Source organism: Aeromonas salmonicida subsp. salmonicida (assembly GCF_001643305.1).
Lineage (GTDB): Bacteria > Pseudomonadota > Gammaproteobacteria > Enterobacterales > Aeromonadaceae > Aeromonas > Aeromonas salmonicida.
Genome location: NZ_LSGW01000103.1, coordinates 1 through 24,425 on the forward strand (window position 1 = coordinate 1; position 24,425 = coordinate 24,425).

The following is a 24,425-nucleotide window of genomic DNA, read 5'->3' on the forward strand; positions in this document are numbered from 1 at the left end:
CCATAGCGCCGTGGAACCACCTGATCCCATGCCGTACTCTGAAGTTAAACGCTGTAGCGCCGATTGTAGTGTGGCATTCGCCATGCGAGCGTAGGACACTGCCAGGCTTTAATTAAGCAATCACAGCGATGTGGTTGGTCGTGTGACAACGTAAGGTTGTTGCGGACGAGAGATTTAGATAACGCACGCAGTGCGGTCTTTACCGGTTAGTGTGCTGATATGGCTCAGTTGGTAGAGCGCATCCTTGGTAAGGATGAGGTCCCCAGTTCGACTCTGGGTATCAGCACCATTAAATATTAAAGCCTCCCAATCGGGAGGCTTTTTTGCATCTGCGTTTCTCAGTTTACTGAGATTTTTCTGGCATCCAGATAGAGACGGGTCTGATCCGAGGCCCCTATTTCGGTCAATCCTGCCTTCATTCCGGTCAATTCCCTTTATTGTTGCCGTTTGCCAATAGTGTCAGCTTCATATGTATTCAACGTGAATGCTGTTCTATTAAATTGATCCGAGCTAAGTTGTCGATTGGAAAGGTAATAGGTGTCAGAAAAAGGATGAAAAACATGCTGATAAAGAATGTGTGTCTGACTGACAGGGAAGGGTTGTGGCAAATCCTCTGTCAGGATGGGTTGATCCGGACCATAGCCCCCATGAGCCAGCCTCTCCTGTCTACCCGGGAGCTGGATGGGGAAGCAGGCCTGGCTATTGCACCTTTTATCGAGCCTCATATTCACCTCGACACAACCCAGACCGCAGGGGAGCCGAGCTGGAATCTGTCCGGTACCCTGTTCGAGGGGATTGAGCGCTGGGCTGAGCGCAAGGCGTTGCTGACCCATGAAGATGTGAAACAGCGCGCCATCTATACGCTGAAGTGGCAAATTGCCAACGGCATACAGTTTGTCCGCACTCACGTCGATGTCTCCGATCCGAATCTGGTCGCCCTGAAAGCCATGTTGGAGGTGAAGGAAGAGATGAAGGAGTGGGTCGAGCTGCAGATCGTCGCCTTCCCGCAGGAGGGGATCCTCTCCTACCCCAACGGCAAGGCCTTGCTGGAAGAGGCGCTCAGGCTGGGAGCCGACGTGATCGGCGCCATACCCCATTTCGAGTTTACCCGGGAATACGGGGTCGAAAGTCTGCATTACATCTTCGATCTTGCCGAGAAGTATCAGGTTCTGGTGGATGTTCATTGTGACGAGATTGATGACGAGCAGTCCCGCTTTATCGAGACACTGGCGACCCTGGCCTACGAGCGCGGCATGGGCCATAGGGTGACCGCCAGCCATGCACTCCTACAACGGGGCCTATGCTTCCCGCCTGTTTCGGCTGCTCAGGATGGCGGAGATCAACTTCGTCGCCAATCCGTTGGTGAACATCCACCTGCAGGGACGGTTCGATACCTATCCCAAGCGTCGTGGCATTACCCGGGTGAAGGAGATGCTGGAGGCCAATATCAATGTCTGCTTCGGCCACGATGATGTGTTCGATCCCTGGTATCCCATGGGCACCGCCAACATGCTGCAGGTGCTGCACATGGGGCTGCATGTGTGCCAGATAATGGGTTATGAGCAGATCAACGACAGTTTGAAACTGATCAGCAACCATAGCGCCCGTACCCTGAATGTGCAGGATCGCTACGGCATCGAGGTGGGCAAGCCGGCCAATCTGCTGATCCTGCCCGCCGAGAATGGCTTTGATGCGGTGCGCCGTCAGGTGCCGGTGCGCTACTCCATTCGCCATGGTCGGGTGATTGCCGAGACTAGGCCAGCCCAGACCTCACTCCATCTGGATCGGGTCGAGCCGGTCGATTTTCGCCGCTAAGACGGCACTGCCGTGTCGATTAATTGCCTGTCTGTCCTCTACTGTGGATATTTTGCATAATGTCGGCCTGATATTACGGAGTCTGCCCCATGCAAACCTGGTTATTTGTTGCAGCCGGTGGTGCCATCGGTGCCTGCCTGCGCTTTGGTATATCCGAGCTGATGGCGTTATTGCTGGGTCGCCATTTCCCCTACGGCACCCTGGTGGTCAATGTGGTGGGCTCTTTCATCATGGGTATCGCCTTTGCCCTCATCAGTCACGGTCATGTGGTGGAACACCCTATGAAGCCGTTGCTGATGGTGGGGATCCTCGGGGCCCTGACTACCTTCTCTTCCTTCGCGCTGGATACAGTCGTGCTGGCGCAGCAGGGGGCCTACCTGAAGGCGGTGCTGAATATGGGTCTCAACCTGTCCCTCTGCCTGGCCATGGTGTTGCTGGGGATGCAGTTGGTCGCCAGCCGGGTTTAAGGTGTCCGCACGCCATTGGCTCTGGTAAACTGGCGACCATTCTTTGCTCTATGGGTGTTTAAGGGATGTCAGAACAGACTACGACAACGCATTTTGGCTTTAAAACCGTGGCCGCGACCGAGAAGGAAACTCTGGTTGCCGGCGTCTTCCATTCGGTGGCAGCCAAGTATGATCTGATGAACGATCTGATGTCGTTCGGCATCCACCGCCTGTGGAAGCGCTTCACCATCGATTGTTCCGGTGTGCGCAAGGGCCAGAAGGTGCTGGACTTGGCCGGTGGCACTGGCGATTTGACCGCCAAGTTCTCCCGTATCGTCGGCGAGACAGGCCAGGTAGTGCTGGCAGATATCAATGACTCCATGCTCAAGGTGGGCCGCGACAAGCTGCGCAACCTGGGGGTGGCGAACAACGTCTCCTACGTGCAGGCCAACGCCGAGGCATTGCCGTTCCCGGACAATCACTTTGATGTCATCACCATCGGCTTCGGCCTTCGCAATGTGACCGACAAGGACAAGGCGCTGGCCTCCATGTTCCGTGTGCTCAAGCCGGGTGGCCGTCTGCTGGTGCTGGAGTTTTCCAAGCCGGCCAGCGAGGTGATCGCCAAGCTCTACGATCTCTACTCCTTCAAGTTGTTGCCAAAAATGGGCGAACTTGTCGCGAATGACGGTGAAAGCTACAAGTATCTGGCAGAATCCATCCGCATGCACCCGGACCAGCAGACCCTGAAGGGGATGATGGAAAATGTCGGTTTCGAGCAGGTTGAGTTCTACAACCTGACCCAGGGTGTGGTTGCCCTGCACCGTGGTTACAAGTTTTAAGGTTGCCTATGCCGATGGATGCCATGGTCACTGCCGTGATCGAAACCAGCCTCAATCAGCTGCTGACGTTCGACAAGCAGAGCCCGGAGCGGTTGCGCAAGCTGACGGGCAAGGTGCTCAAGCTGGAATTGCGTGAGCTCAAACCGCTCTGGTTCGTCTTCTCCGATCGCCGGCTCGATGTGCTGGCTCAGCATGAGGGTGAGGCCGATGCGGTGCTCAGCCTGTCGCTGACGGCGCTTGGCCTGCTGAAAGACCCGTCCGCTCTTACCCGTTATATCCGCGAGGAGAAGCTCGACCTGAGCGGCGATCCCCAGCTGGTGCAGGCGTTCAGTGTCTTGCTTGGCGAGCTGGATATCGACTGGGAAGAGGAGCTGTCGCGCTATACCGGCGACGTGCTGGCCCACACCCTGTTCAGCGGTGCCCGTCAGGCGCGCCGCGTGCTGGGGCGCGAGCTGTGCCGCTCCCAGCGTCAGTTGGCCGAATACCTGACCGAAGAGGTCCGCCTCGCGCCCGGTCCGCTGGAAGTGGCGAGTTTCAACGATGACGTCGAGGTACTGGCGCAACAGATGAAAGCAGTCGAGCTGCGGCTGGCACGCTTCGAACAGCAGGTAGCCTGATGACCCCGAAGGAGTTCAAGCGCCTCTATCGCATCATCACCATACTGCTGGAGCAGGGCATAGATGAACTGGTGCCTGCCCGCTATCAACCCTGGCCGGGTCGTCTGGCTCGTCGAAGCCTGTTCTGGCTCAAGAAAAAGCAACCCGACCTTAGCCGGGGCGCCCGCATTCGCCTCGCCTTCGAGGCTCTCGGCCCCATCTTCATCAAGTTCGGTCAGATGCTGTCGACCCGGCGCGATCTTCTGCCGCCGGATATCGCCGAAGAGCTGGCCATGTTGCAGGACAGAGTTCCCCCCTTCTGCGGTCAGGCGGCCCGTCTCAAGATCGAGGAGAGCCTGGGTTGCCCCGTCGAAACGCTGTTCGACGATTTCGACGAGACACCGCTGGCATCGGCCTCCATCGCGCAGGTTCATACCGGTCGATTGAAGGAGAATGGCCGCGAGATCGTCATCAAGGTGATCCGCCCGGATATAGAGCCGGTCATCGAGGCCGACCTGCGTCTGATGCAGACCCTGGCTCGCCTGGTGGCCCGTTTCGTACCCCAGAGCGCGCGTCTGCGACCCATCGAGGTGGTGGAAGAGTATCGCAAGACCATACTCGACGAATTGAACCTGATGCGAGAAGCGGCCAATGCCATCCAGCTGCGCCGCAACTTCACCGGTTCTGATGCGCTCTACGTGCCCGAGGTGTTCACCGAACACTGCCGTGAGCATGTGCTGGTGATGGAGCGCATCTACGGTATACCGGTTTCCGACATTCCTGCATTGGAAGCCAACGGCACCAACATGAAGCTGTTGGCCGAGCGGGGTGTGGAAGTCTTCTTCACCCAGGTGTTCCGTGACAGTTTCTTCCACGCCGACATGCACCCGGGCAACATCTTCGTCTCCTATGAGCATCCCGACAATCCGCTCTGGATCGGCATCGACTGCGGCATAGTCGGCACCCTGAATCGGGAAGACAAGCGCTACCTGGCCGAGAACTTCCTCGCCTTCTTCAACCGTGACTATCGCCGGGTGGCGGAGCTGCATGTGGAGTCTGGCTGGGTACCACCCGATACCAAGGTGGATGAATTCGAATTTGCCATTCGCACCGTGCTGGAACCCATTTTCGAGAAGCCGCTGTCCGAGATCTCGTTCGGCCACGTGCTGCTCAACCTGTTCAATACAGCCCGTCGCTTCAACATGGCGGTGCAGCCGCAACTGGTGCTGCTGCAAAAGACTCTGCTTTATGTGGAAGGGTTGGGTCGTCAACTCTATCCCCAGCTGGACCTGTGGCAGACCGCCAAGCCTTATCTGGAAAACTGGATGCACGAGCAGGTCGGGCCCAAAGCGGTGTGGAATGCCATCAAGGAGAAGGCGCCGTTCTGGGCGGAGAAGCTGCCGGAGTTGCCCGAGCTGGTCTACGAGACACTGCGCCAGACCCGTCACCAGCAGCGCCACTTCGACCAGATGTTTGCCGATTTTCGCCGTCATAGCCGGCGGCAGGGGCAGGCACGCTACCTCTTAGGGGTTGGAGCCAGCCTGCTGTTGGTGGGTGTATTCTTGCTGACCCAAAAACAACACATTGAATGGGGACAAATCAGCCTGGCTGGTGCCGGATTATGCTGGCTGCTGGGTTGGTTCAAGGCCCGTTCACACTAATTGCCTGCTTGCACACCTCAAGTGCCAGTTTGGGAAAGATTGCGTACTGGTATCAGTATCGTGCTCGTCAATAACACACTCGCGCCCCTTGGCGCCAATTTTGGAGAAATATCATGGGTGGTATCAGTATTTGGCAATTGTTGATCATCGCGGCCATCGTAGTCTTGCTGTTCGGCACCAAGAAATTGCGCGGGATCGGTGGTGATCTGGGCGCGGCCGTCAAAGGCTTCAAGAAAGCCATGTCTGATGAACCCGAGGCCAAGCCGGCCGAGAAGGATGCAGATTTCGATCCGAAACAGCTGAACGATGCGGCCACCAGAGCCGAGGCCGCCAAGCAGAAAGACAAAGATCAGGCTTAAGCCATGTTCGATATCGGTTTCTGGGAGCTGGTTGTCATCGGCATCGTCGCCCTGGTGGTGCTCGGTCCCGAGCGGCTGCCCGTGGCGATCCGTACCGCCAGCCACTGGATCAGGCTGATCCGCAGCACTGCCAACTCGGTCAAGTCCGAGCTGGAGCAGGAGCTGAGGTTGCAAGAGCTGCACAACGACCTGAAGAAGGCCGAACAGTTGCAGATGAGCAACCTGAGCCCCGAGTTGCAGGAGTCTATCGAGCAGTTGAAGGCGGCGGCACAATCGGTGACCCGTCCCTATGAACAGCAAAATACCATCCATCCTGCCCCGGCTGCTGCCGAGGTTAAGGCTGAACCTGCACAACCAGCCGCGGCCATGACTCATGATGAGGCGCCCATGGTGACAACCGTTCAGAGCACGGATGTCCTTGCTGACAAAAAAGAGGAGGTGAAGCCATGAGTCAGGCCGAACAACCTCTGATCAGTCATCTGATCGAACTGAGAACCCGGTTGCTGCATGCCATTTCGGCCATCCTGCTGGTGTTTGTCTGTCTGGTTTACTTTTCCAACAATATCTACGACTTCGTAGCCCAGCCGCTGCTCAGCCAGTTGCCGGCAGGCACCAGCATGATAGCGACGGATGTGGCGACCCCCTTCCTGACACCCATCAAGCTGACTCTGGTGGTCTCCTTCTTTGTGGCGATCCCCTATCTGCTTTACCAGGCCTGGGCCTTCATCGCCCCTGGTTTGTACAAGCATGAGCGGCGTCTCATCATGCCGCTGGTCGTCTCCACCGCAGTGCTGTTTTACAGCGGAATGGCGTTTGCCTACTACGTGGTGTTCCCGCTGGTGTTCGGCTTCTTCACCAGTACGGCGCCCGCCGGAGTGACGGTGGCGACCGACATCGCCAGCTATCTGGATTTCGTGCTGACCCTGTTCTTCGCGTTCGGGGTGGCGTTCGAGATACCTGTGGCCACCATACTGCTGTGCTGGACAGGGGTGACCACTCCCAAGAGCCTGCGGGAGAAGCGTCCTTACGTCATCGTCGGGGTATTCGTGGTCGGCATGTTGCTGACGCCACCCGATGTCTTCTCCCAGACCCTGCTCGCCATTCCCATGTGGGCCTTGTGGGAGATAGGTCTGTTCTTCGCCCGTTTCTATGTGAAGAAAGAGGATGAGGAGCAACAGGAACAAACGGAAGAGGGGAGCTGAGGCTCCCTTCCTCTTTTCATGCCCCCGTTCGAGGCGTATGGTGATGCCCCATCGAGTAGATGGTTTTCAAATACCTGATATGTCTTCCTTTTGTTCGGAACGTCTCATCCCATGATCGACATTGGTCTCAACCTCACCAGCAGCCAGTTTGCCGGTGAACAGCCTGAACTGGTGGCACGCGCCCGTGCCGCCGGGGTGGAGGCACTGATCCTGACCGGTACCGATCTGGCCGGTAGCCGCGAAAGCGCTGACCTGGCTGCGCTGTGGCCGGGTTACTGTTTCTCCACCGCCGGGGTTCATCCTCACGATGCCAAAAGCGTCGATGATGCAACCCTGCCAGCCTTGCGCGAGCTGGCGACACTGCCGCAGGTGGTCGCCATCGGCGAGTGTGGTCTCGACTACAACCGCGATTTCTCCCCCCGTCCGGTGCAGAATGCGGTATTCGACGCCCAGCTGGCGCTGGCTGCCGAACTGGCGATGCCGGTGTTTCTGCACTGTCGCGATGCGCACGCCCGTTTTGTCGAGATCCTGCGTCCCTGGCTGCCCAGATTGCCGGGGGCCGTGCTGCACTGCTTCACCGGTTCCGACGAGGAGCTGGACGAGTGTCTGGCGCTGGGACTGCATATCGGGGTGACTGGCTGGCTCTGCGACGAGCGCCGTGGTCAGCTGCTGCGCGAGCAGGTGGCGCGCATTCCGGCCGGTCGGCTGATGATCGAAACCGATGCCCCCTATCTGGTACCGCGGGATTTGAAACCCAGACCCAAACGCAACGAACCCGCTTTTTTGCCGCATATCGCCAAGGTGGTGGCGGCTTGCCGTGGTGAAGCGCCCGAGGCCTTGCTGGCCCATACCCGGGCCACCTCCGCCGTGTTCTTCCAACTTCCTCTTCAGGAGTGATTCATGGCTACAACTCTTCCGGGCGCCTTTCCGGGTCGCCGTCTGCGCCGGGTGCGCAAACATGATTTCAGCCGTCGTCTGGTGCGCGAGAACGTACTGACCGCCAACGATCTCATCTATCCCGTGTTCGTGCTGGAGGGGGAGAACCGTCGTGAGGCCGTCACCTCCATGCCGGGGGTGGATCGTCTCTCCATCGACCTGCTGCTGGCGGAAGCCGAAGAGCTGGTCGCCCTCGGCGTGCCCGCCATTGCGCTCTTCCCGGTGACCCCGCTGGAGAGCAAGAGCCTGTTGGCGGAAGAAGCTTACAACCCGGACGGTCTGGCCCAGCGGGCGACCCGCGCCCTCAAGGCTCGTTTCCCCGAGCTGGGGGTCATTACGGACGTAGCGCTCGACCCCTTCACCACCCATGGCCAGGACGGCATCATAGATGATGAAGGCTATGTGCTGAACGACATCACCACGGACATCCTGGTGAAGCAGGCGCTTTCCCACGCCGCCGCCGGGGCCGATATCGTTGCGCCGTCCGACATGATGGATGGCCGCATCGGCGCGATTCGCGCCGCACTGGAAGCGAACGGCTTCATCAATGTCCAGATCATGGCCTACTCCGCCAAGTATGCCTCCTGCTACTACGGCCCGTTCCGCGATGCGGTGGGCTCTGCCGGCAACCTCGGCAAGAGCAACAAGGCCACCTATCAGATGGATCCGGCCAACAGCAACGAAGCCCTGCACGAAGTGGCGCTGGATATTCAGGAAGGGGCTGACAGCGTCATGGTCAAGCCGGGCATGCCCTACTTGGACGTGATCCGTCAGGTGAAGGATCAGTTCGGCGTGCCGACTTTTGCTTATCAGGTGAGCGGCGAGTACGCCATGCACATGGCGGCGATCCAGAACGGCTGGCTGAAGGAGAAGGAGAGCATCATGGAGTCCCTGCTCTGCTTCAAGCGAGCCGGTGCCGATGGCATTCTCACCTACTTCGCCAAACGGGTTGCCCAGTGGCTGCAGGAAGACGCCAGACGCTGATGTCCGCCGTCTCATTTCGCTCACAATGCCGGCCCCTGGGTCGGCATTGTCGTCTCTGACAGCTGGATCGCTGCTTTAATGAGCATGTTTTCGCGAAAAGTGGGCAACTGACCCGGTTCACGGCGGCAAAGGCTTGATTAATGAGGTTCCTGCCTACATCTTAGGTAGTCCAAGCAGGCTTCTGGACGGCAGGGGCTGTAAGAGAATTTAGAGGTACCGCAGGATGAACAACCCTTTGCTGACAATGGACTCGCTGCCCCCCTTCAGCCAGATCCAGCCCGAACAGGTGCAAGCTGCCGTGACGCAGGCCATCGCCGATTGCAAACAGAAGATCACCGATGTGCTGGCCCAGCGCGATTCCCATACCTGGGACAGCCTGATTGCCCCGCTGGAAGAGGTGAATGACCGCCTGGCACGAGTCTGGTCGCCGGTCAGCCATCTCAACTCCGTCCTCAACAGCGAAGCGCTGCGCGCGGCCCACGACGCCTGCCTGCCGCTGTTGTCCGAATTCCAGACCTATGTCGGTCAACATGAAGGCCTCTATCAGGCTTATCTGGGCCTCTTTGAGAGCGATGATTTCCCTCGCCTCGATGGTGCCCAGCGCAAGGAGATCCAGAATACCCTGCGCGATTTTCGTCTGTCCGGTATCGGTCTGCCCGCCGAGGCGCAGCAGCGCTACGGTGAAATCCAGGCCCGCCTCTCCGAGCTCGCCTCCCGCTTCAGCAACAATGTGCTGGATGCGACCCAGGGCTGGACCAAGCTGGTGAGCGACGAGGCCGAACTGGCCGGTCTGCCACAAAGCGTACTGGCTGCCGCCCGTCAGCTGGCGGAGCAGAAGGGTCAGCAGGGCTGGTTGTTCACCCTGGATATCCCCTCCTATCTGCCGGTCATGATGTATGCCGACAACCGCGAGCTGCGTGCCGAGCTGTATGAGGCGTTCACGACTCGCGCCTCGGATCAGGGCCCGAACGCCGGCAAATGGGATAACTCCGCCATCATGACAGAGCTGCTCTCCTTGCGTCGCGAGCTGGCCCAACTGCTGGGCTTTGGCAACTATGCCGAGTTGTCGCTCGCCACCAAGATGGCGGAAAAGACCGAACAGGTAGTGGGTTTCCTCACTGATCTCGCAGCCAAATCCCTGCCGCAAGGCAAGGCCGAGCTGGAAGAGATCCGCACCTTTGCCGCCGAGCATCACGGTCAGCGCGAGCTGGCGGCCTGGGATCTTCCCTATTACGCCGAGAAGCTCAAGCAGCACAAGTTCTCCATCTCCGACGAGCAACTGCGCCCCTACTTCCCTGCCAACAAGGTAGTGAAAGGGCTGTTCGAGGTGGTGAAGCGGGTATTCGGCATCAAGGTGCGCGAGCGTCTCGGCATCGACACCTGGCATCCGGACGTGCGTTTCTACGACATCTTCGATGCCGAGGATGAGCTACGCGGCAGCTTCTACCTCGACCTCTATGCCCGTGAGCACAAGCAGGGCGGCGCCTGGATGGATGTCTGCCTGGGTCGTCGCTACCGTCAGGATGGATCCTTGCAAAAGCCGGTGGCCTACCTGACCTGCAACTTCAACGGCCCTGTGGATGGCAAACCGGCCCTGTTTACCCACGACGAGGTGGTGACTCTGTTCCACGAGTTTGGCCACGGCATTCACCACATGCTGACCCAGATCGACGTGGCCGGTGTCGCTGGCATCAACGGCGTGGCCTGGGATGCGGTGGAGCTGCCGAGTCAGTTCCTGGAGAACTGGTGCTGGGAATCCGAAGCGCTGGCCTTTATCTCCGGCCACCATGAGACCGGCGAGCCATTGCCTGCCGATCTGCTGGAGAAGATGCTGACCGCCCGCAACTTCCAGGCCGCCATGCAGATGTTGCGTCAGCTGGAATTCGCCCTGTTCGACTTCCGTCTGCACCAGGAGTTTGACCCGGCCAACCCGGATCAGATCCCGACCCTGCTGGCCGAGGTGCGCAGCCAGGTAGCCGTGATGACGCCGCCTGCGTTCAACCGTTTCCAGCACAGCTTCTCCCACATTTTTGCGGGCGGCTATGCGGCGGGTTACTACAGCTATAAATGGGCCGAAGTGCTCTCGGCAGATGCCTTCTCCCGCTTCGAGGAGGAGGGGATCTTCAATCCGGCCACAGGCCAATCCTTCCTGAAGAACATCCTGGAGAAGGGCGGTTCCAAGGAGCCGATGGAGCTGTTCCGAGCCTTCCGTGGCCGCGAGCCCCAAGTGGATGCTCTGCTGCGCCATAGCGGGATTGCCGCGTGAGACTCAGTGCCCCAGGCGGCCTTGAGCTTCAAGCAGGTACACTTTTGCGGCATAGTGGGATCTCCGCGTGATTTTTGAGATAAAAAGGGACCTTTTGGTCCCTTTTCTCAAGGCTTTTTAATATCTTGCGGAGTGCATGTTTGCACTGTCCCCGCCTCTTGAGTAGAGTCGGGTTCTACCTTCCAGGGAGAGAAAGAACCTTGCCATGAGGCGAGCACTCGAGTCTGTCTATCAAATCATCTCAAGTCTGTCTCATTCGAGTGGTCAGGGATATTTCGATACCTTTGTGAGTGAAATCGCAGCAGCGATCGGGGCCGACTTCGTCCTGATTTCAGGTAGGGATCAAGCGGGGCTGTTTTTCAAGGTCCACGCCGCCCATCCGGCATCTCTCGACACCACAAGCTTCACTTTTCCGGTCAGCGCCACCCCGGGGGAAATCACCCTGCAAGAGGGGGAGGCCTGGTTCAGCGACCGCGTCCAGCAGTTGTTCCCCCATGCTTCTGTGTTGCAGGCCTGGCACATCCAGGCCTATGCGGGGATCGCCCTCAAGAATGCCCAGGGCGAGACCATCGGCATCTGCAGCGTGCTGTTCAAACGGCCGCTCGCCAACATGGACAAGGTGATGGGGCTGTTGCGACTGCTGGCCCCACTGGCCGGCCGTGAGCTGGCGCTGATGTTTCAGCAGCAGCCGGTGCAGAGCCAGCCCGAGTATCACCATTTCCTGCACACCATGATGTCCCACGCCCCTGTGGGGATCGGCAAGCTGGATCTGGATGGCAAGATCCTCTGGACCAACCCGGCCATCGAAAAGATGCTGGGCTACAGCCAGAGCGAGCTGCTGCACCGTACCGCCGCCGAGCTCAACCACCCGGAAGACTGGCTGCGCAGCGTCTCCTGCTATGCGGAGCTCAAGCGTGGCGAGCGCACCGCCTTCACCCAGGAGAAGCGTTACCTGCATAGAGATGGCCAGGTGCTGTGGGGCCGGGTGACAGTCACTCTGGTGCGGGATGAACATTTGCAGCCCGACTACCTGATGGTGGTGCTGGAAAATATCGATCCCCTCAAGCGCCATGCCGAGCAGCTCAAGCTCTCCCACCGGGTCTATGACAACCTCTCTGAAGCCATTCTGGTATGTGATGCCGACAGTCGCATCATCTCGGTCAATCCGGCGTTCGAGCAGATCACCGGTTACAGCGGGGAGGAGGTGTGCGGCCAGCGTCCCAGCATGCTCAAATCCGGGCTGCACGATCAGGCCTTCTATGCCGACATGTACCATGCGCTGGAGCGGGTGGGCGTCTGGCGGGGGGAGGTGTGGAACAAGCGCAAGAATGGCAAGCTCTACCCCCAGCAGCTGATGATCAGCACCTTGCGGGAAGGGGGCAAGATCAGCCAGTACATAGGCATCTTCAGCGATCTCTCCCAGACCAAGCTGGCGGAGCAGAAGATCGCTGCCCAGGCCAACTACGACAACCTCACCGGCCTGCCCAACCGCTGGCTGTTTGGTCGCTGCCTCACCCGTTTCTGCGAGCGGGGCGAGCGCTTCGCGCTCATGGTACTGGATCTCAACAACTTCAAGGCGGTCAACAACAGCATGGATCACCACGCTGGTGATGCCCTGCTGCGAGAGGTATCGGATCGGCTGGTGAGCCGGGTGCGCACCGAAGATCTGGTGGCCCGCATCGGCGGCGACGAGTTCGCGTTTTTGGTGCCCGGCATCGTCAACCGCCGTCAGGCTGAGGTATTCGCCAAACAGGTGATCGGCGGCTTTGCCCGCCCCTTCATGCTGGCCAACCAGCACCTCTATGTGACGGCGACCATAGGCATCACCCTCTGCCCGGGGGATGGTGTCGAGAGCGACGAGCTGCTGCGCAACGCCGAACAAGCGCTGTTTGCCGCCAAGCGGCAGGGACGCCTGCTCGGCAGCTACTGCGCCTCCATGCGCGAAGAGGTGCGCCAGCGTCACCAGATGCAGCAGGATCTGGCGGAGGCCATCAAGCTGGAGCAGCTGACCATGGCCTATCAGCCCATCTGGGACAACCGCAGCGGCCGGGTCGCCAAGCTGGAGGCGCTGGTGCGCTGGTATCACCCGCACTGGGGTCAGGTCTCGCCGGCGGACTTCATTCCGCTGGCGGAGGAGGCGGGGCTCATCCAGGGGCTGGGGGCGCTGGTGCTCTGGCAGTCCTGCCGGGATCTGGCGCGGTTGCAGCAATCCGGCTTCCCGGATCTGCAGATGTCCATCAACCGTTCCACCCTGGAGTTCCAGACTATAGACCCGGAGGCGAGCGAGTGGCTCAAGGTGATCCACCACTTCGGGCTCGACCCCTGTGACATCGTCATCGAGATCACCGAATCTCTGCTGATGGAGACCAGCGATCAGCACAGGGTACGGATCGATGCCCTGCGCGAGGCGGGTTGCAAGCTGGCCATCGACGACTTCGGCACCGGCTATTCGGCCCTCAACTATCTTCGCAACTTCCCTGTGGATCTGGTCAAGATTGACAGGGCCTTCGTGCGCCATATCCCGTTCAACGAACAGGACAGGCTGCTGCTCGACGGCATCATCAACATAGTGCACAACCTCGGCATGCAGGTGGTGATCGAGGGGGTGGAGACCCGCGAGCAGCTCAACTTCCTCTGCCAGAAGGGATGTGCCTTCACTCAGGGTTTCCTGCTCAGCCGCCCGCTGGCCTATGACGATCTGGTCGAATATCTGCAACTCAACGACAAGAGCATGTTCCTGCAGATCAGCTAGCAGATGATCACTCTGCCGGTTTCAGCTTGTCCTGCCTGCCCTTCAGTGTCTGATAGTCTTCACCGAGATAACGCAGATAGATACGATCCAGAATCCCCTCTTCCAGCATCTGCTGCAGGGCCTTGTTGTACGCGGGCAGCAGTGTTGCCCTCTGCTCGCCAAAGCAGAGGTAGAGCGGAGTCGAGTCGATGAAGGGAGAGAGGGCGCGGATCTGGACATCTTGCTCCTTCGACAAGATGGGGGCAGAGAAGTAATCCAGGATGATCATGTCGACCCGGCTCTTTTCGAGCAGCAACAGCAGCTGCTTGTCCGAGTGCGCCTTGATTGGCACCCAGCCGGTATGGTTCTTGATTTTCTCCGTGTAGTCATAACCCCTGACCATGCCGACCTTCATCCCTTTGGCCAAGTCCCATGAGAAACGTTGCAAGGGGCTGTCGGCGCGCACATAGGCGGCCAGTGGATAAAAAGCGGTAGCGAGATTCGAGTGATGACACTCGGACAGCGGGGCATTATCCAGAATGCCGTCGGCGAGCCGGGTTCTGACATATTGCTCGCAACGCCCCCAGGGTAACTCGATCAGGGTGAGATTCATCTCCAGACGTCGGGCAACCTCCCGATGGATCTCCACCGATATCCCCTCGGTCAGACGTCCCTGCTCCGCATAGGAGAAGGGGGGCCAGTCTACCCCGCATACCTTCAGGTCTGTGCTGCTCTGAGCAGCGAGCAGCAGGGCGATGAGCAGGTGCATGGGGTTTTCCTCCCTACAGCGATGGAAAGGGGCTGTGGTACACTCGGTTCACTGAACTTAGAACGCCTTCAAAGACCATGCAAATCCTCCTCGAAGACCCCACCAAGGCCGCGCAGGCACAAGTGCTGGCCAGCCAGCTGAACCAGACCGACTATCCCCAGTTTGCGCTGGTGTTTACTCCTGAGCGGCTGGAGCTGCGCAAGCTGGACGAACCCAAGCTGGGGGCCGTCTATGTGGACTTCGTGGAAGGGGCGGTGGCCCATCGCCGCAAGTTTGGCGGCGGGCGCGGTCAATCCATTGCCAAGGCGGTCGGGCTTAAGGCCGGTGCAATGCCTACCGTGGTGGATGCCACCGCCGGGCTCGGCCGCGACGCCTTCGTGCTGGCCTCCCTCGGCTGCAAGGTGACCCTGATTGAGCGCAGTCCCGTGGTGGCGGCCCTGTTGCAAGATGGATTGATGCGGGCGGCACAGGATCCCGAGATAGGTCCCTGGGTCAGCGAGCGGATGCGCCTGCTGCAAGGGCCGGCGGTGGACAACCTGCTGGCGTTGCCGGAGCGGCCCGATGTCATCTACCTCGATCCCATGTTCCCTCACAAGCAAAAGTCGGCGCTGGTGAAGAAAGAGATGCGGGTGTTCCAGTCGCTGGTGGGGCCGGATCTCGACGCCGATGCCCTGCTGCCGGCCGCGCTGCAGATGGCGGACAAGCGGGTGGTGGTGAAGCGCCCCGACTACGCAGGCTGGCTCAACGAGCACAAGCCCAGCATGGCCATCGAGACCAAGAGCAACCGCTTCGACGTCTACGTGATGGCTGCGCTGGCGGCGGGTTAACCGCCAGTGTGAGCCGCTGATGAAAAAAAAGAGGGCCAACCCAAGGTTGGCCCTCTTTTTTCGTACCGGATTCAGTTGGTTGGGGCGAAGCGGATCAGCTTCTCTTCCCCTTGCCATCTCAGGCGCAGAGTCGCCAGATCCCCCAGGCTGAGTCGCTCGCCACTGTGCAGCAGCAGATACTCGACACCCTCGCTGGCTTCGATGGTGCGGATCTTGTCATCCCACTGGTGGCCATCGCGACTGGCGAGGGTCACCGGTAATTGCCAGCTGGCGGCAATTTCAAGCCAGTCGTAGAGATCGCAGCTGATGGGTTGGTAATCCGGCATGATCGGCTCCCAAACGAGCAAGTTTCTGTGTCAGGCTTCCAGCAAGCGAGTAGGCCAGCCCATCTTCTGCTGGCGTTCCACTTCGAGACGCAATTCGCTGGCGCGCAGGTAGTGTTCGTCCATCCACCCCTTGGGCAGGGTCAGGGTCAACGCCTCTTCCTCGGCCTGCAGGGTGAAGTTGGGTACTGTGCCCTGGGTACGGCGCATGCAGAGGATCAGCGAGATGCGCAGGATGCGGGCCAACCGGATCGCCTGACGACCCGTGACGGCACCCTGTTTTTCCAGGGTTTCCAGCTTGAATTCATCCCGCTGGTTGAACAGCAGGGCCGACAACAACTTCTTCTGTGCAGGGGTAAAACCCGGCATGTCGATGTTGTCTATGATATAGGCCGCGTGTTGTGGGGCCTTCTTGTACTCGATACAGAGGCCAATCTCGTGCAGCAGGGCCGCATAACGCAGGATAGGGCGACCGTAACGTTTGGATAGGCGCCAGGCCGGTTGCAGCTGATTGAACGCTTCTATGGCGGTGTCACGTACCCGCTCGGCGTGCTCTTTATCCAGCTGATAGCAGCTGATGAGGCTGTCGGCGGTACGATCCCGGGCATCGCAGTCGTGATTGTTGCCAAGCAGACCGTAGATAAGCCCTTCGCGCAAGGCACCGCCCGCCAGGGTCATGCTCTCTATGTTCAGGGTTTCGAAGATGGCGATCAGGATGGCGAGACCGGAGGGGAACACGGTCAGCCGCTCGGCCGCCAGTCCTTCCAGCTGTAGCCGGTCCAGCCTGCCGCAGGCGATGGCCTGACCCATCAGCTCCTGCAACTTGGGCAGGGTGACCCGCTCGCTCTTCCCTTGCGCCAGCATGATCTCCTGCAGCGCCTGTACAGTGCCGGAGGCGCCGACGCAGGTGCGCCAGCCAAGGACGCAGTAATCTTCCGCCACCTTCTCCAGCACCGCCTTGGCAGCGGCAATCGCCTGCGCAAAGCGGGCTTCACTCAGCTCGCCATCACCGAAGTGGTTGTTGAGCCAGGTGACGCAGCCCATGTGCAGGCTGTTGAGCAGTTTCGCTTCGCTGTGCTCGCCAATCACCAGCTCTGTGCTGGCGCCGCCGATGTCGATCACCAGCCGGTTGCCTTCCCCGGCCGAGGTCCAGGACACACCCTCGTAGATGGTCTTGGCCTCTTCCTCGCCAGAGATGATCTCTATGCTGTGGTTGAGCACCCGTTCCGCTTCGCTCAGGAACTCGTCGACGTTGGTGGCAAGGCGCAGTGTGGCCGTGCCCACCACCCGTATATTGTCGGCCGGAATGTCCTGCAGCTGCTCGGAGAACAGACGCAGGCAGTCCCAGCCCCGCTCCATGGCGGCACGGCTGAGACGAAATTCCGGATCGAGCCCGGCGGCGAGGCGAACCTTGCGCTTGACCTTGGTGACGGTGCGCAGGGCACCGGCGACCTCGCGCACCACCAGCATGTGAAAGCTGTTGGAGCCGAGGTCAATGGCGGCATAGAGAGGCGAGTTGTGCAACTGGGCCTGTCCTTCAGCTCTTGCGTGGCGGACGACGACGGTTGTTGCTGTTGCCACCGCCCTGGCGATCCCGCATGTTGCGGTTCACTGGCTGACGGTTGCGAACGACCCGTTTCGGGGCAGTCACGTCATCCAGCAGCGCTTCACGGTCATATTTGCTGACCGGGATCGGGTGGTGGATGTACTCCTCGATGGCCGGCAGGTTGAAGGCATAGTCTTCACAGGCCAGGCTGATGGAGTGACCGCTCTTGCCGGCACGACCGGTACGACCGATACGGTGTACATAGTCTTCGGCATCGTCGGGCAGGTCGTAGTTGAAGACGTGGGTCACATCAGGAATGTGCAGACCACGGGCAGCCACGTCGGTAGCGACCAGTATGTCCAGGGTTCCCTTGGTGAAGTCTTCCAGGATCTTCATCCGCTTCTTCTGCGGCACGTCACCGGTCAGCAGACCGACGCGGTGACCGTCATTCTCCAGCCACGCATGCACGTCTTCACAGACATGCTTGGTGTTGGCGAAGACGATGGCTTTTTCCGGCCACTCTTCTTCCATCAGGGAGAGCAACAGCAGCATCTTGTCTTCGTTGGAGGGGTAGAACAGCTCCTCCTGAATGCGGATGCCTGTCATCTGCTCCGGCTCTATCTGCACATGTTCCGGGTGGTTCATGTGTTCGTAGGCCAGCTCCTGCACCCGCAGGGAGAGGGTGGCGGAGAACAGCATGCTCAGACGCTCGGTCGGGGCAGGCATGCGGCGGAACAGGAAGCGGATGTCCTTGATGAAGCCCAGATCGAACATGCGATCCGCTTCATCCAGCACCACGACCTGAATGTTGCTCAGATCGATCACCTTGGACTTGAAGTAGTCGATGATGCGACCCGTGGTGCCGATCAGGATGTCGACGCCCTGCTCCAGCACGGCCAGCTGCTTGTCGTAACCTTCGCCACCGTAGGCGAGGCCGAGTTTCAGGCCGGTGGATGCGGAAATGGTGTCGGCATCGTTGTAGATCTGCACTGCCAGTTCCCGGGTGGGCGCCATTATGATGGCTCTGGGTTGGTTAACCAGACGGGGATTGCTCAGCGGGTGGGTCAGCAAATAGTTGAATGTCGCAGCCAGGAAGGCAATGGTCTTGCCGGTCCCTGTCTGAGCCTGACCGGCGAGGTCATGACCTTCTACCAGCAGTGGCAGAGACAGCGCCTGGATGGGCGTGCAATAGTGAAATCCCTTTGATTCCAGACCAGCCAGAACTTCGGGTTCGAGGCCCATTTGGGCGAATTTTTCGGTCGTTAAGTGTGTTTTGCTCATGGCGGTAGGTTATCAGGTTAGGCTTGCAATAATAAACAGGATCATTTCAAATAGGGCAACTATTGCCTTTGTTGATACGTCAATAAAGCCTTAATTACTGACTGGAGTTGGAGATGAGTGACAAGATTGTTCAGCTGAGCGATGCCAGCTTCGAGGCAGATGTAATCAAAGCCGATGGCGCCGTTCTGGTCGACTTCTGGGCCGAATGGTGTGGTCCGTGCAAGATGATTGCCCCTATCCTGAACGAAGTCGCCCAAGAGTATGCCGGTCGTGTGACAGTGGCGAAATTGAACATCGATCATAACGCCGACACGCCGCCCAAGTATGGCATTCGCGGTATTCCGACCCTCTTGCTGTTCAAGAATGGCGAAGTGGCTGCGACCAAGGTCGGCGCCCTGTCCAAGACTCAGCTGAAAGAGTTTCTGGACGTTAACCTGTAATAATCAAAAAGGAGCGCATTGCAATAATGCGCTCCTTGTGTTTTATCACCTAGACGCTCATCCCGATTGGTGCTAGCTTATCGTTCGTTTGCTAACCTTTTTGCCTGACTCTTTGCTTAGCAGCAGCCTGGCAAGTCAAATCCGATCAGCATCAATCCAGCAGACTGTCTCCTCATTTCAATCCTTGCTTACAGACTTTCACCACTATGAATCTGACTGAATTAAAGAACACTCCTGTGTCCGAGCTGGTAAAGCTTGGCGAATCCATGGGGTTAGAAAATCTGGCTCGGGCGCACAAGAAAGATATTATTTTCGCAATCCTCAAGGCGCACGCCAAGGGTGGCGAGGATATCTTTGGCGACGGTGTGCTGGAAATCCTGACCGACGGTTTTGGCTTCCTGCGTAGTGCAGATGGCTCCTATCTGGCTGGCCCGGACGATATTTATGTCTCCCCGAGCCAGATCCGCCGTTTCAACCTGCGAACCGGCGATACTGTTTCCGGCAAAATCCGGCCACCGAAAGAGGGCGAACGTTATTTCGCACTGCTCAAGGTCAACGAGGTCAACTACGACCGTCCGGAAAACGTCCGCAACAAGATCCTGTTTGAAAACCTTACCCCCCTGCATGCCAACGAACGTCTGCGCATGGAACGGGGTAACGGTTCTACCGAAGATATCACAGCCCGTGTGCTGGACCTGGCTTCCCCCATCGGTAAAGGCCAGCGTGGCCTGATCGTGGCGCCGCCCAAGGCCGGTAAGACAATGCTGCTGCAGAACATCGCCCAGAGCATCGCCTACAACCACCCGGACTGTGAACTGATCGTCCTGCTGATCGACGAGCGTCCGGAAGAAGTGACTGAGATGCAACGCATGGTGAAGGGTGAAGTGATTGCTTCCACCTTCGACGAGCCTGCTTCCCGTCACGTTCAGGTTGCCGATATGGTTATCGAGAAGGCCAAGCGTCTGGTCGAGCACAAGAAGGATGTGGTCATCCTGCTGGACTCCATCACCCGTCTGGCCCGCGCCTACAACACTGTCATCCCGTCATCCGGCAAGGTACTGACAGGTGGTGTGGATGCCAACGCCCTGCACAGACCCAAGCGCTTCTTCGGCGCCGCTCGCAATGTTGAGGAAGGCGGCAGCCTGACCATCATAGCGACCGCGCTGGTGGATACCGGCTCCAAGATGGACGAGGTTATCTACGAAGAGTTCAAGGGTACCGGCAACATGGAACTGCACCTCTCGCGCAAGATTGCCGAGAAGCGCATCTACCCGGCCATCGACATCACCCGTTCCGGCACCCGGAAGGAAGAGTTGCTGACCACCGGTGATGAGCTGCAGAAGATGTGGATCCTGCGCAAGATCATTCATCCCATGGGTGAGATCGACAGCATAGAGTTCCTGATCGACAAGTTGGCGGCCACCAAGACCAACGACGAATTCTTCGACTCCATGCGGCGTCAGCAGAAGTAATCTGGTTGGAAAATGAAAAACCGCAGCTCATGTCGCGGTTTTTGTTTATCTATTTTCCGGTCGCCTGAGTAGTATGAAACCTCGATGTCACAAGGATAGGGACGTCATGAAGCTTGTATTCTGGATATGGCTGGGCTGCTTGATGGCCTTGCCGGCACATGCCTCGCCTCCTTCCCCACCCAGGGCTGCGCTGGTGGCCGATGAAGGATTGCAGGGCCATCTCGATTTTCTGGCTGGCCGATTGCAGCAGGGGCAGTTTGCCGCCATCGATACGCTGCTGGACTCCCTGGCCGTGGGCCAGCGGGAATATCTGCTGTGCCAGCTGCTGGCCACCCTCGACAAGACTTCCGGGGCCAGTACCCCGGAGCAGCTTGCCTGGGTGCGCGCCCAGGCGGTCAAGGCACCCCGATGGCTGGTAGAAAAAGAGGTGGATGGCTTTCTGGTCCAGCTGCCCGCCTACGATTTTGCCGCTGCGGCGCGGCTGGTGCTGAACCGCTGGCAACAGCAGGCCTGGCAGGGCAATTATCGCCAGTTGCTGGCGCAGGACAGCTTCCAGTTCAAGCAGATATACAACAGCCGCAACCCTGAACTTGCCTTGCAGCAAGAGGTGCTGCTGGCGGTGCTCGATCAGCAGCCTGCCTCTGTTTTGCAGCGTGAAGCCCATCGACTGGCCGCCATGAACATTTTCCTGCCCGATAACCAGCTGCTGCGACAACTGGTAGAACGCACCGGCGATAGCGCTCTCTATCTAAAGCTGTGGCGTCAACCTGTGGATCACGACAGCGTGGCCGCCCTGAAAAGCGTGGCTCGTTTTCACCAGGGTCAGGATGCGAGCAGCCTGCTGATCGCCGCCAGCCGCAACAGTCGCCTGAAGCAGCCAGCCTTGCACCAGCTCAGCCAGCTCTCCCCCTTGCCCGAGGCGGCGCAGCAATTCCTGCTGGCCGAGCTTGGCAATCGCCATTACAGCGGTCAGGTCGCCAGCCTCTTGCTGCAGATGGATGAACCCAGGTTGCTTGCCCAGTTCGCCGATCGGCTCACACGACAGGAAAAGCGCCATTCGAGTTCAGTGATGCTGCCTGATACGGGTACACCCGCTGCCCAGCCAGGGTTATAATGCGGCACCTCCTGAACCCGGTAGGGTACCTGCATGAAATACAAGGATTTGCGTGATTTCATCGCGCAGCTGGAACAAAACGGACAACTAAAGCGCATCACTCGCGAGATAGATCCCTATCTGGAGATGACCGAAATCAGCGATCGCACCCTGCGTGCGGGTGGCCCGGCCCTGCTGTTCGAGAATCCCAAAGGCTACTCCATGCCGGTGCTGACCAACCTGTTCGGCACCCCGGATCGGGTCGCCATGGGAATGGGTCAGCCCAACGTCGGCGCCCTGCGCCAGGTGGGCACCTGGCTCTCCTACCTGAAGGAGCCCGAGCCGCCCCGTGGGCTCAAGGAGCTGATGGAGAAGCTGCCCATTTTCAAGCAGGTGCTCAACATGCCGACCAAGCGGCTCTCCTCCGCCCCTTGCCAGCAACTGGTGCTGGAAGGGGAGGCGGTCGATCTGGACCAGATCCCGATCCAGCACTGCTGGCCCGGTGATGTGGCGCCCTTGGTCACCTGGGGTCTCACCATTACTCGTGGCCCTTACAAGAAGCGCCAGAACCTCGGTATCTACCGCCAGCAGAAGATCGGCAAGAACAAGCTGATCATGCGCTGGCTCGATCATCGCGGTGGCGCCATCGATTTTCGCGAGTGGCAGGAGGCACACCCGGGGGAGCGTTTCCCCGTGGTGGTGGCGCTTGGCGCCGATCCTGCGACCATACTCGGTGCTGTGACCCCTGTGCCCGACTCCCTCTCGGAGTATGCGTTTGCCGGTCTGCTGCGTGGCAGCCGTACCGAGGTGGTAAAGGCCCTCAGTTGCGATCTGGAAGTACCCGCCAGTGCCGAAATCGTGCTGGAAGGTTATCTGGAGCCGGGGGAGTTGGCGCCGGAAGGACCCTATGGGGATCACACCGGTTACTACAACGAGGTGGATGAGTTCCCGGTCTTTACCATCACTCACATGACAATGCGCCGCGATGCCATCTATCACAGCACCTACACAGGCCGTCCACCCGACGAGCCTGCCGTGCTGGGGGTGGCATTGAACGAGGTGTTCGTGCCGCTGCTGCAGAAGCAGTTCCCCGAAATCGTGGACTTCTACCTGCCGCCGGAAGGCTGCTCCTACCGGATGGCGGTGGTCACCATCAAGAAGCGTTATCCCGGCCATGCCAAGCGGGTGATGCTGGGTGTCTGGTCCTTCCTGCGCCAGTTCATGTACACCAAGTTCGTTATCGTCTGTGACGACGACATCAACGCCCGTGACTGGAAGGACGTGATCTGGGCCATCACCACCCGGATGGATCCTGCCCGTGACACCACACTGATCGAACACACTCCCATCGACTATCTCGACTTTGCCTCGCCTGTGTCGGGTCTGGGTTCCAAAATGGGGCTGGATGCCACCAACAAGTGGCCGGGGGAGACCAACCGTGAATGGGGTCAGCCCATAGTCCAGGACGAAGCGGTGAAGCAGAAGGTGGATTCCATCTGGGCCGAGCTGAATATTCTCGGCTAAACACGGCTGCCATGGTGCAAAAGGTTGAGGATCTCCGGGCGGAATTGGGTATGCTCGGGGAACCTGACCAGATGCACTGGTCGTCAGTCCACAGTGAATCAATGAGCGAAAGCGGGCCGAGCGAGCCCGTCACAAGGATAAGAATGCAACGTATCAAGTGCCGCGTAGAGGAACTGCGCGAATATGTCGACACCATCTGGCACGTGGCCCTGACGCCGCTGCAAGAGATCAGCTTCAAACCCGGTCAGTATCTGCTGGTGGTGATGAGTGATTCGGACAAGCGTCCCTTCTCCATCGCCAACTCACCGACTCGCCCCGGTGTGCTGGAGCTGCAGATCGGTGCAACCCCGGAGAATGCCTACGCAGGCCAGGTGCTGGCCCGTATGCGCGAACAGGGGGAAATAGAGGTTGAACTGGCGGCAGGCAAAGCCTTCCTGCGGGAAGAGTCGCCGCGTCCACTGATCCTGATGGCGGGTGGCACCGGCTTCTCCTATGCCCGCTCCATCCTGGAGTATCTGATCGATACCGGCAGCAAGCGTCCTGTATTCTTCTACTGGGGTGTGCGTCAGGCCCACTGGCTCTACGAACTGGAGCAGATGCAGCAGTGGGCGAGCGATTATGCGCCGCTGACCTTCATCCCTGTGGTGCAGGAGTCGGAAAGCGGCTGGACCGGCAAGAGCGGGCTGGTACACAAGGCCATCATGGATGATTTCGTCAGTCTGCATGACTACGACATCTATGTAGCTGGCCGTTTCGAGATGGCGGGCGCTGCGCGGGAGGAGTTCAAGATCCTCGGTGCCGAGCCTGAGCGCATCTTCGGCGACGCCTACGAGTTCATCTGAGTTCAGAATGGGAATCGGTAGGTATCAAACCGGCGGCAGTCGTACATGTCGGCCGATTACGCTTAGCTAATCGACCCTGCCGGCTTCTCCTCGGCGAGCCAGAAACAACAAACCCCAGCCAGGCTGGGGTTTGCTTTATGTGCTGTGCGGGCCAGCGGCGACGGCCGGGTTATTCGCCCTTGGCGCCAAACTGCTGTTCCAGCTGTGCCAGCTTGGCCTCGAGGGCCGTCAGCTTCTCACGGGTGCGCAGCAACACCTTGGTCTGCACGTCAAACTCTTCGCGACTGACCAGATCCAGCTTGTTGAGCTGAGACTGCAACACCTGACGGATCTTCTTTTCAACCTCTTCACCCATGCTGCGAATGCCGGGCGGCAGGGAGTTGTGCACCTGTTTGGCGATCTCTTCCAGTTTCTTCGGGTCGATCATGTGATTCTCCTTAAGCAATGGCGCCATTCTACCGACAATTCATCCC

At 59.1% G+C, this 24,425-nt stretch carries 22 protein-coding genes, 1 tRNA gene, 1 rRNA gene and 1 pseudogene; 20 read left to right on the forward strand and 5 right to left on the reverse strand.

The genetic code is table 11. From position 1 onward, the window contains the following. From rrf to AXW79_RS19665, 14 genes and pseudogenes are all read left to right on the forward strand, one after another. Window positions 1–107: ribosomal RNA gene (gene rrf, locus AXW79_RS19600) — 5S ribosomal RNA — on the forward strand; the annotation flags it as partial. A gap of 106 nt (window positions 108–213) precedes the next feature. Then, window positions 214–289 (forward strand) — tRNA-Thr (locus AXW79_RS19605). A gap of 271 nt (window positions 290–560) precedes the next feature. Then, a pseudogene (locus AXW79_RS19610) lies at window positions 561–1,815 on the forward strand (cytosine deaminase). 89 nt (window positions 1,816–1,904) lie between these two features. Continuing rightward, window positions 1,905–2,282, forward strand: a complete 378-nt coding sequence (gene crcB, locus AXW79_RS19615) for a fluoride efflux transporter CrcB (RefSeq protein WP_005320732.1) — start codon at window positions 1,905–1,907, stop codon at window positions 2,280–2,282. Window positions 2,283–2,347: 65 nt separating this feature from the next. Next, entirely contained in the window at window positions 2,348–3,100 is a 753-nt protein-coding gene (ubiE, locus tag AXW79_RS19620) for a bifunctional demethylmenaquinone methyltransferase/2-methoxy-6-polyprenyl-1,4-benzoquinol methylase UbiE (protein ID WP_005320731.1), read from the forward strand. A gap of 8 nt (window positions 3,101–3,108) precedes the next feature. Next, a complete protein-coding gene (locus tag AXW79_RS19625) occupies window positions 3,109–3,717 on the forward strand; it encodes a ubiquinone biosynthesis accessory factor UbiJ (protein ID WP_011899251.1) in 609 nt (202 codons plus the stop codon). After that, the gene (gene ubiB, locus AXW79_RS19630) at window positions 3,717–5,357 is read left to right on the forward strand and encodes a ubiquinone biosynthesis regulatory protein kinase UbiB (protein WP_005320707.1); all 1,641 of its coding nucleotides are present in this window, start codon (window positions 3,717–3,719) and stop codon (window positions 5,355–5,357) included. The genes AXW79_RS19625 and ubiB overlap by 1 nt, the downstream gene beginning before the upstream one ends. A 113-nt stretch (window positions 5,358–5,470) precedes the next feature. Then, window positions 5,471–5,716 (forward strand): Sec-independent protein translocase subunit TatA, encoded by a 246-nt coding sequence (gene tatA / locus AXW79_RS19635; protein WP_005320705.1) that lies wholly within the window; start codon window positions 5,471–5,473, stop codon window positions 5,714–5,716. Window positions 5,717–5,719: 3 nt separating this feature from the next. Continuing rightward, window positions 5,720–6,166, forward strand: coding sequence for a Sec-independent protein translocase protein TatB (tatB, locus tag AXW79_RS19640; RefSeq protein WP_005320703.1), 447 nt, complete (start codon window positions 5,720–5,722; stop codon window positions 6,164–6,166). Continuing rightward, the gene (gene tatC / locus AXW79_RS19645; protein WP_005320700.1) at window positions 6,163–6,918 is read left to right on the forward strand and encodes a twin-arginine translocase subunit TatC; all 756 of its coding nucleotides are present in this window, start codon (window positions 6,163–6,165) and stop codon (window positions 6,916–6,918) included. The genes tatB and tatC overlap by 4 nt, the downstream gene beginning before the upstream one ends. Before the next feature lie 111 nt (window positions 6,919–7,029). Continuing rightward, window positions 7,030–7,815: a TatD family hydrolase gene (locus AXW79_RS19650; protein ID WP_005320698.1), complete on the forward strand. Its 786-nt coding sequence runs from the start codon at window positions 7,030–7,032 to the stop codon at window positions 7,813–7,815. Between the two features lie 3 nt (window positions 7,816–7,818). Next, window positions 7,819–8,838, forward strand: a complete 1,020-nt coding sequence (hemB, locus tag AXW79_RS19655; RefSeq protein WP_005320686.1) for a porphobilinogen synthase — start codon at window positions 7,819–7,821, stop codon at window positions 8,836–8,838. A gap of 223 nt (window positions 8,839–9,061) precedes the next feature. Beyond that, a complete protein-coding gene (gene prlC / locus AXW79_RS19660) occupies window positions 9,062–11,104 on the forward strand; it encodes an oligopeptidase A (protein WP_005320684.1) in 2,043 nt (680 codons plus the stop codon). Between the two features lie 205 nt (window positions 11,105–11,309). Then, window positions 11,310–13,856, forward strand: a complete 2,547-nt coding sequence (locus AXW79_RS19665; RefSeq protein WP_011899249.1) for a sensor domain-containing phosphodiesterase — start codon at window positions 11,310–11,312, stop codon at window positions 13,854–13,856. 7 nt (window positions 13,857–13,863) lie between these two features. Here AXW79_RS19665 and AXW79_RS19670 read toward each other — a convergent pair whose 3' ends face one another. Continuing rightward, window positions 13,864–14,604 (reverse strand): substrate-binding periplasmic protein, encoded by a 741-nt coding sequence (locus AXW79_RS19670; protein ID WP_005320680.1) that lies wholly within the window; start codon window positions 14,602–14,604, stop codon window positions 13,864–13,866. A gap of 77 nt (window positions 14,605–14,681) precedes the next feature. Between AXW79_RS19670 and AXW79_RS19675 the strand changes: the two genes are divergently transcribed. Next, on the forward strand, window positions 14,682–15,431 hold the full coding sequence (locus AXW79_RS19675) for a class I SAM-dependent methyltransferase (RefSeq protein WP_005320678.1): 750 nt from the start codon (window positions 14,682–14,684) through the stop codon (window positions 15,429–15,431). Window positions 15,432–15,502: 71 nt separating this feature from the next. Here the strand turns inward: AXW79_RS19675 and AXW79_RS19680 are convergent, their stop codons facing one another. From AXW79_RS19680 to rhlB, 3 genes are read right to left on the reverse strand one after another with little or no spacing between them, the layout of a single operon-like run. Beyond that, window positions 15,503–15,757, reverse strand: coding sequence for a Rho-binding antiterminator (locus AXW79_RS19680; RefSeq protein WP_005320676.1), 255 nt, complete (start codon window positions 15,755–15,757; stop codon window positions 15,503–15,505). Between the two features lie 30 nt (window positions 15,758–15,787). Then, complete coding sequence (gppA, locus tag AXW79_RS19685; RefSeq protein ID WP_005320675.1) at window positions 15,788–17,278, reverse strand: guanosine-5'-triphosphate,3'-diphosphate diphosphatase; 1,491 nt, start codon at window positions 17,276–17,278, stop codon at window positions 15,788–15,790. 13 nt (window positions 17,279–17,291) lie between these two features. After that, window positions 17,292–18,581 carry an ATP-dependent RNA helicase RhlB gene (rhlB, locus tag AXW79_RS19690; RefSeq protein ID WP_011899248.1) on the reverse strand — a complete coding sequence of 430 codons (1,290 nt, stop codon included), beginning with the start codon at window positions 18,579–18,581 and terminating at the stop codon, window positions 17,292–17,294. A 113-nt stretch (window positions 18,582–18,694) separates the two neighbouring features. Between rhlB and trxA the strand changes: the two genes are divergently transcribed. From trxA to fre, 5 genes are all read left to right on the forward strand, one after another. Beyond that, window positions 18,695–19,021 (forward strand): thioredoxin TrxA, encoded by a 327-nt coding sequence (trxA, locus tag AXW79_RS19695; protein ID WP_005320671.1) that lies wholly within the window; start codon window positions 18,695–18,697, stop codon window positions 19,019–19,021. Window positions 19,022–19,227: 206 nt separating this feature from the next. Further along, the gene (gene rho / locus AXW79_RS19700) at window positions 19,228–20,493 is read left to right on the forward strand and encodes a transcription termination factor Rho (RefSeq protein ID WP_005320670.1); all 1,266 of its coding nucleotides are present in this window, start codon (window positions 19,228–19,230) and stop codon (window positions 20,491–20,493) included. A 106-nt stretch (window positions 20,494–20,599) separates the two neighbouring features. Further along, window positions 20,600–21,607: a hypothetical protein gene (locus tag AXW79_RS19705; protein ID WP_005320668.1), complete on the forward strand. Its 1,008-nt coding sequence runs from the start codon at window positions 20,600–20,602 to the stop codon at window positions 21,605–21,607. A gap of 33 nt (window positions 21,608–21,640) precedes the next feature. After that, the gene (ubiD, locus tag AXW79_RS19710) at window positions 21,641–23,110 is read left to right on the forward strand and encodes a 4-hydroxy-3-polyprenylbenzoate decarboxylase (protein ID WP_005320666.1); all 1,470 of its coding nucleotides are present in this window, start codon (window positions 21,641–21,643) and stop codon (window positions 23,108–23,110) included. Window positions 23,111–23,253: 143 nt separating this feature from the next. Then, the gene (gene fre / locus AXW79_RS19715; RefSeq protein ID WP_005320664.1) at window positions 23,254–23,952 is read left to right on the forward strand and encodes an NAD(P)H-flavin reductase; all 699 of its coding nucleotides are present in this window, start codon (window positions 23,254–23,256) and stop codon (window positions 23,950–23,952) included. A gap of 169 nt (window positions 23,953–24,121) precedes the next feature. On the opposite strand, the gene ubiK is transcribed toward fre, so the two are convergent. Next, window positions 24,122–24,379 carry a ubiquinone biosynthesis accessory factor UbiK gene (gene ubiK, locus AXW79_RS19720; protein ID WP_005320662.1) on the reverse strand — a complete coding sequence of 86 codons (258 nt, stop codon included), beginning with the start codon at window positions 24,377–24,379 and terminating at the stop codon, window positions 24,122–24,124. Window positions 24,380–24,425 lie beyond the last annotated feature (46 nt).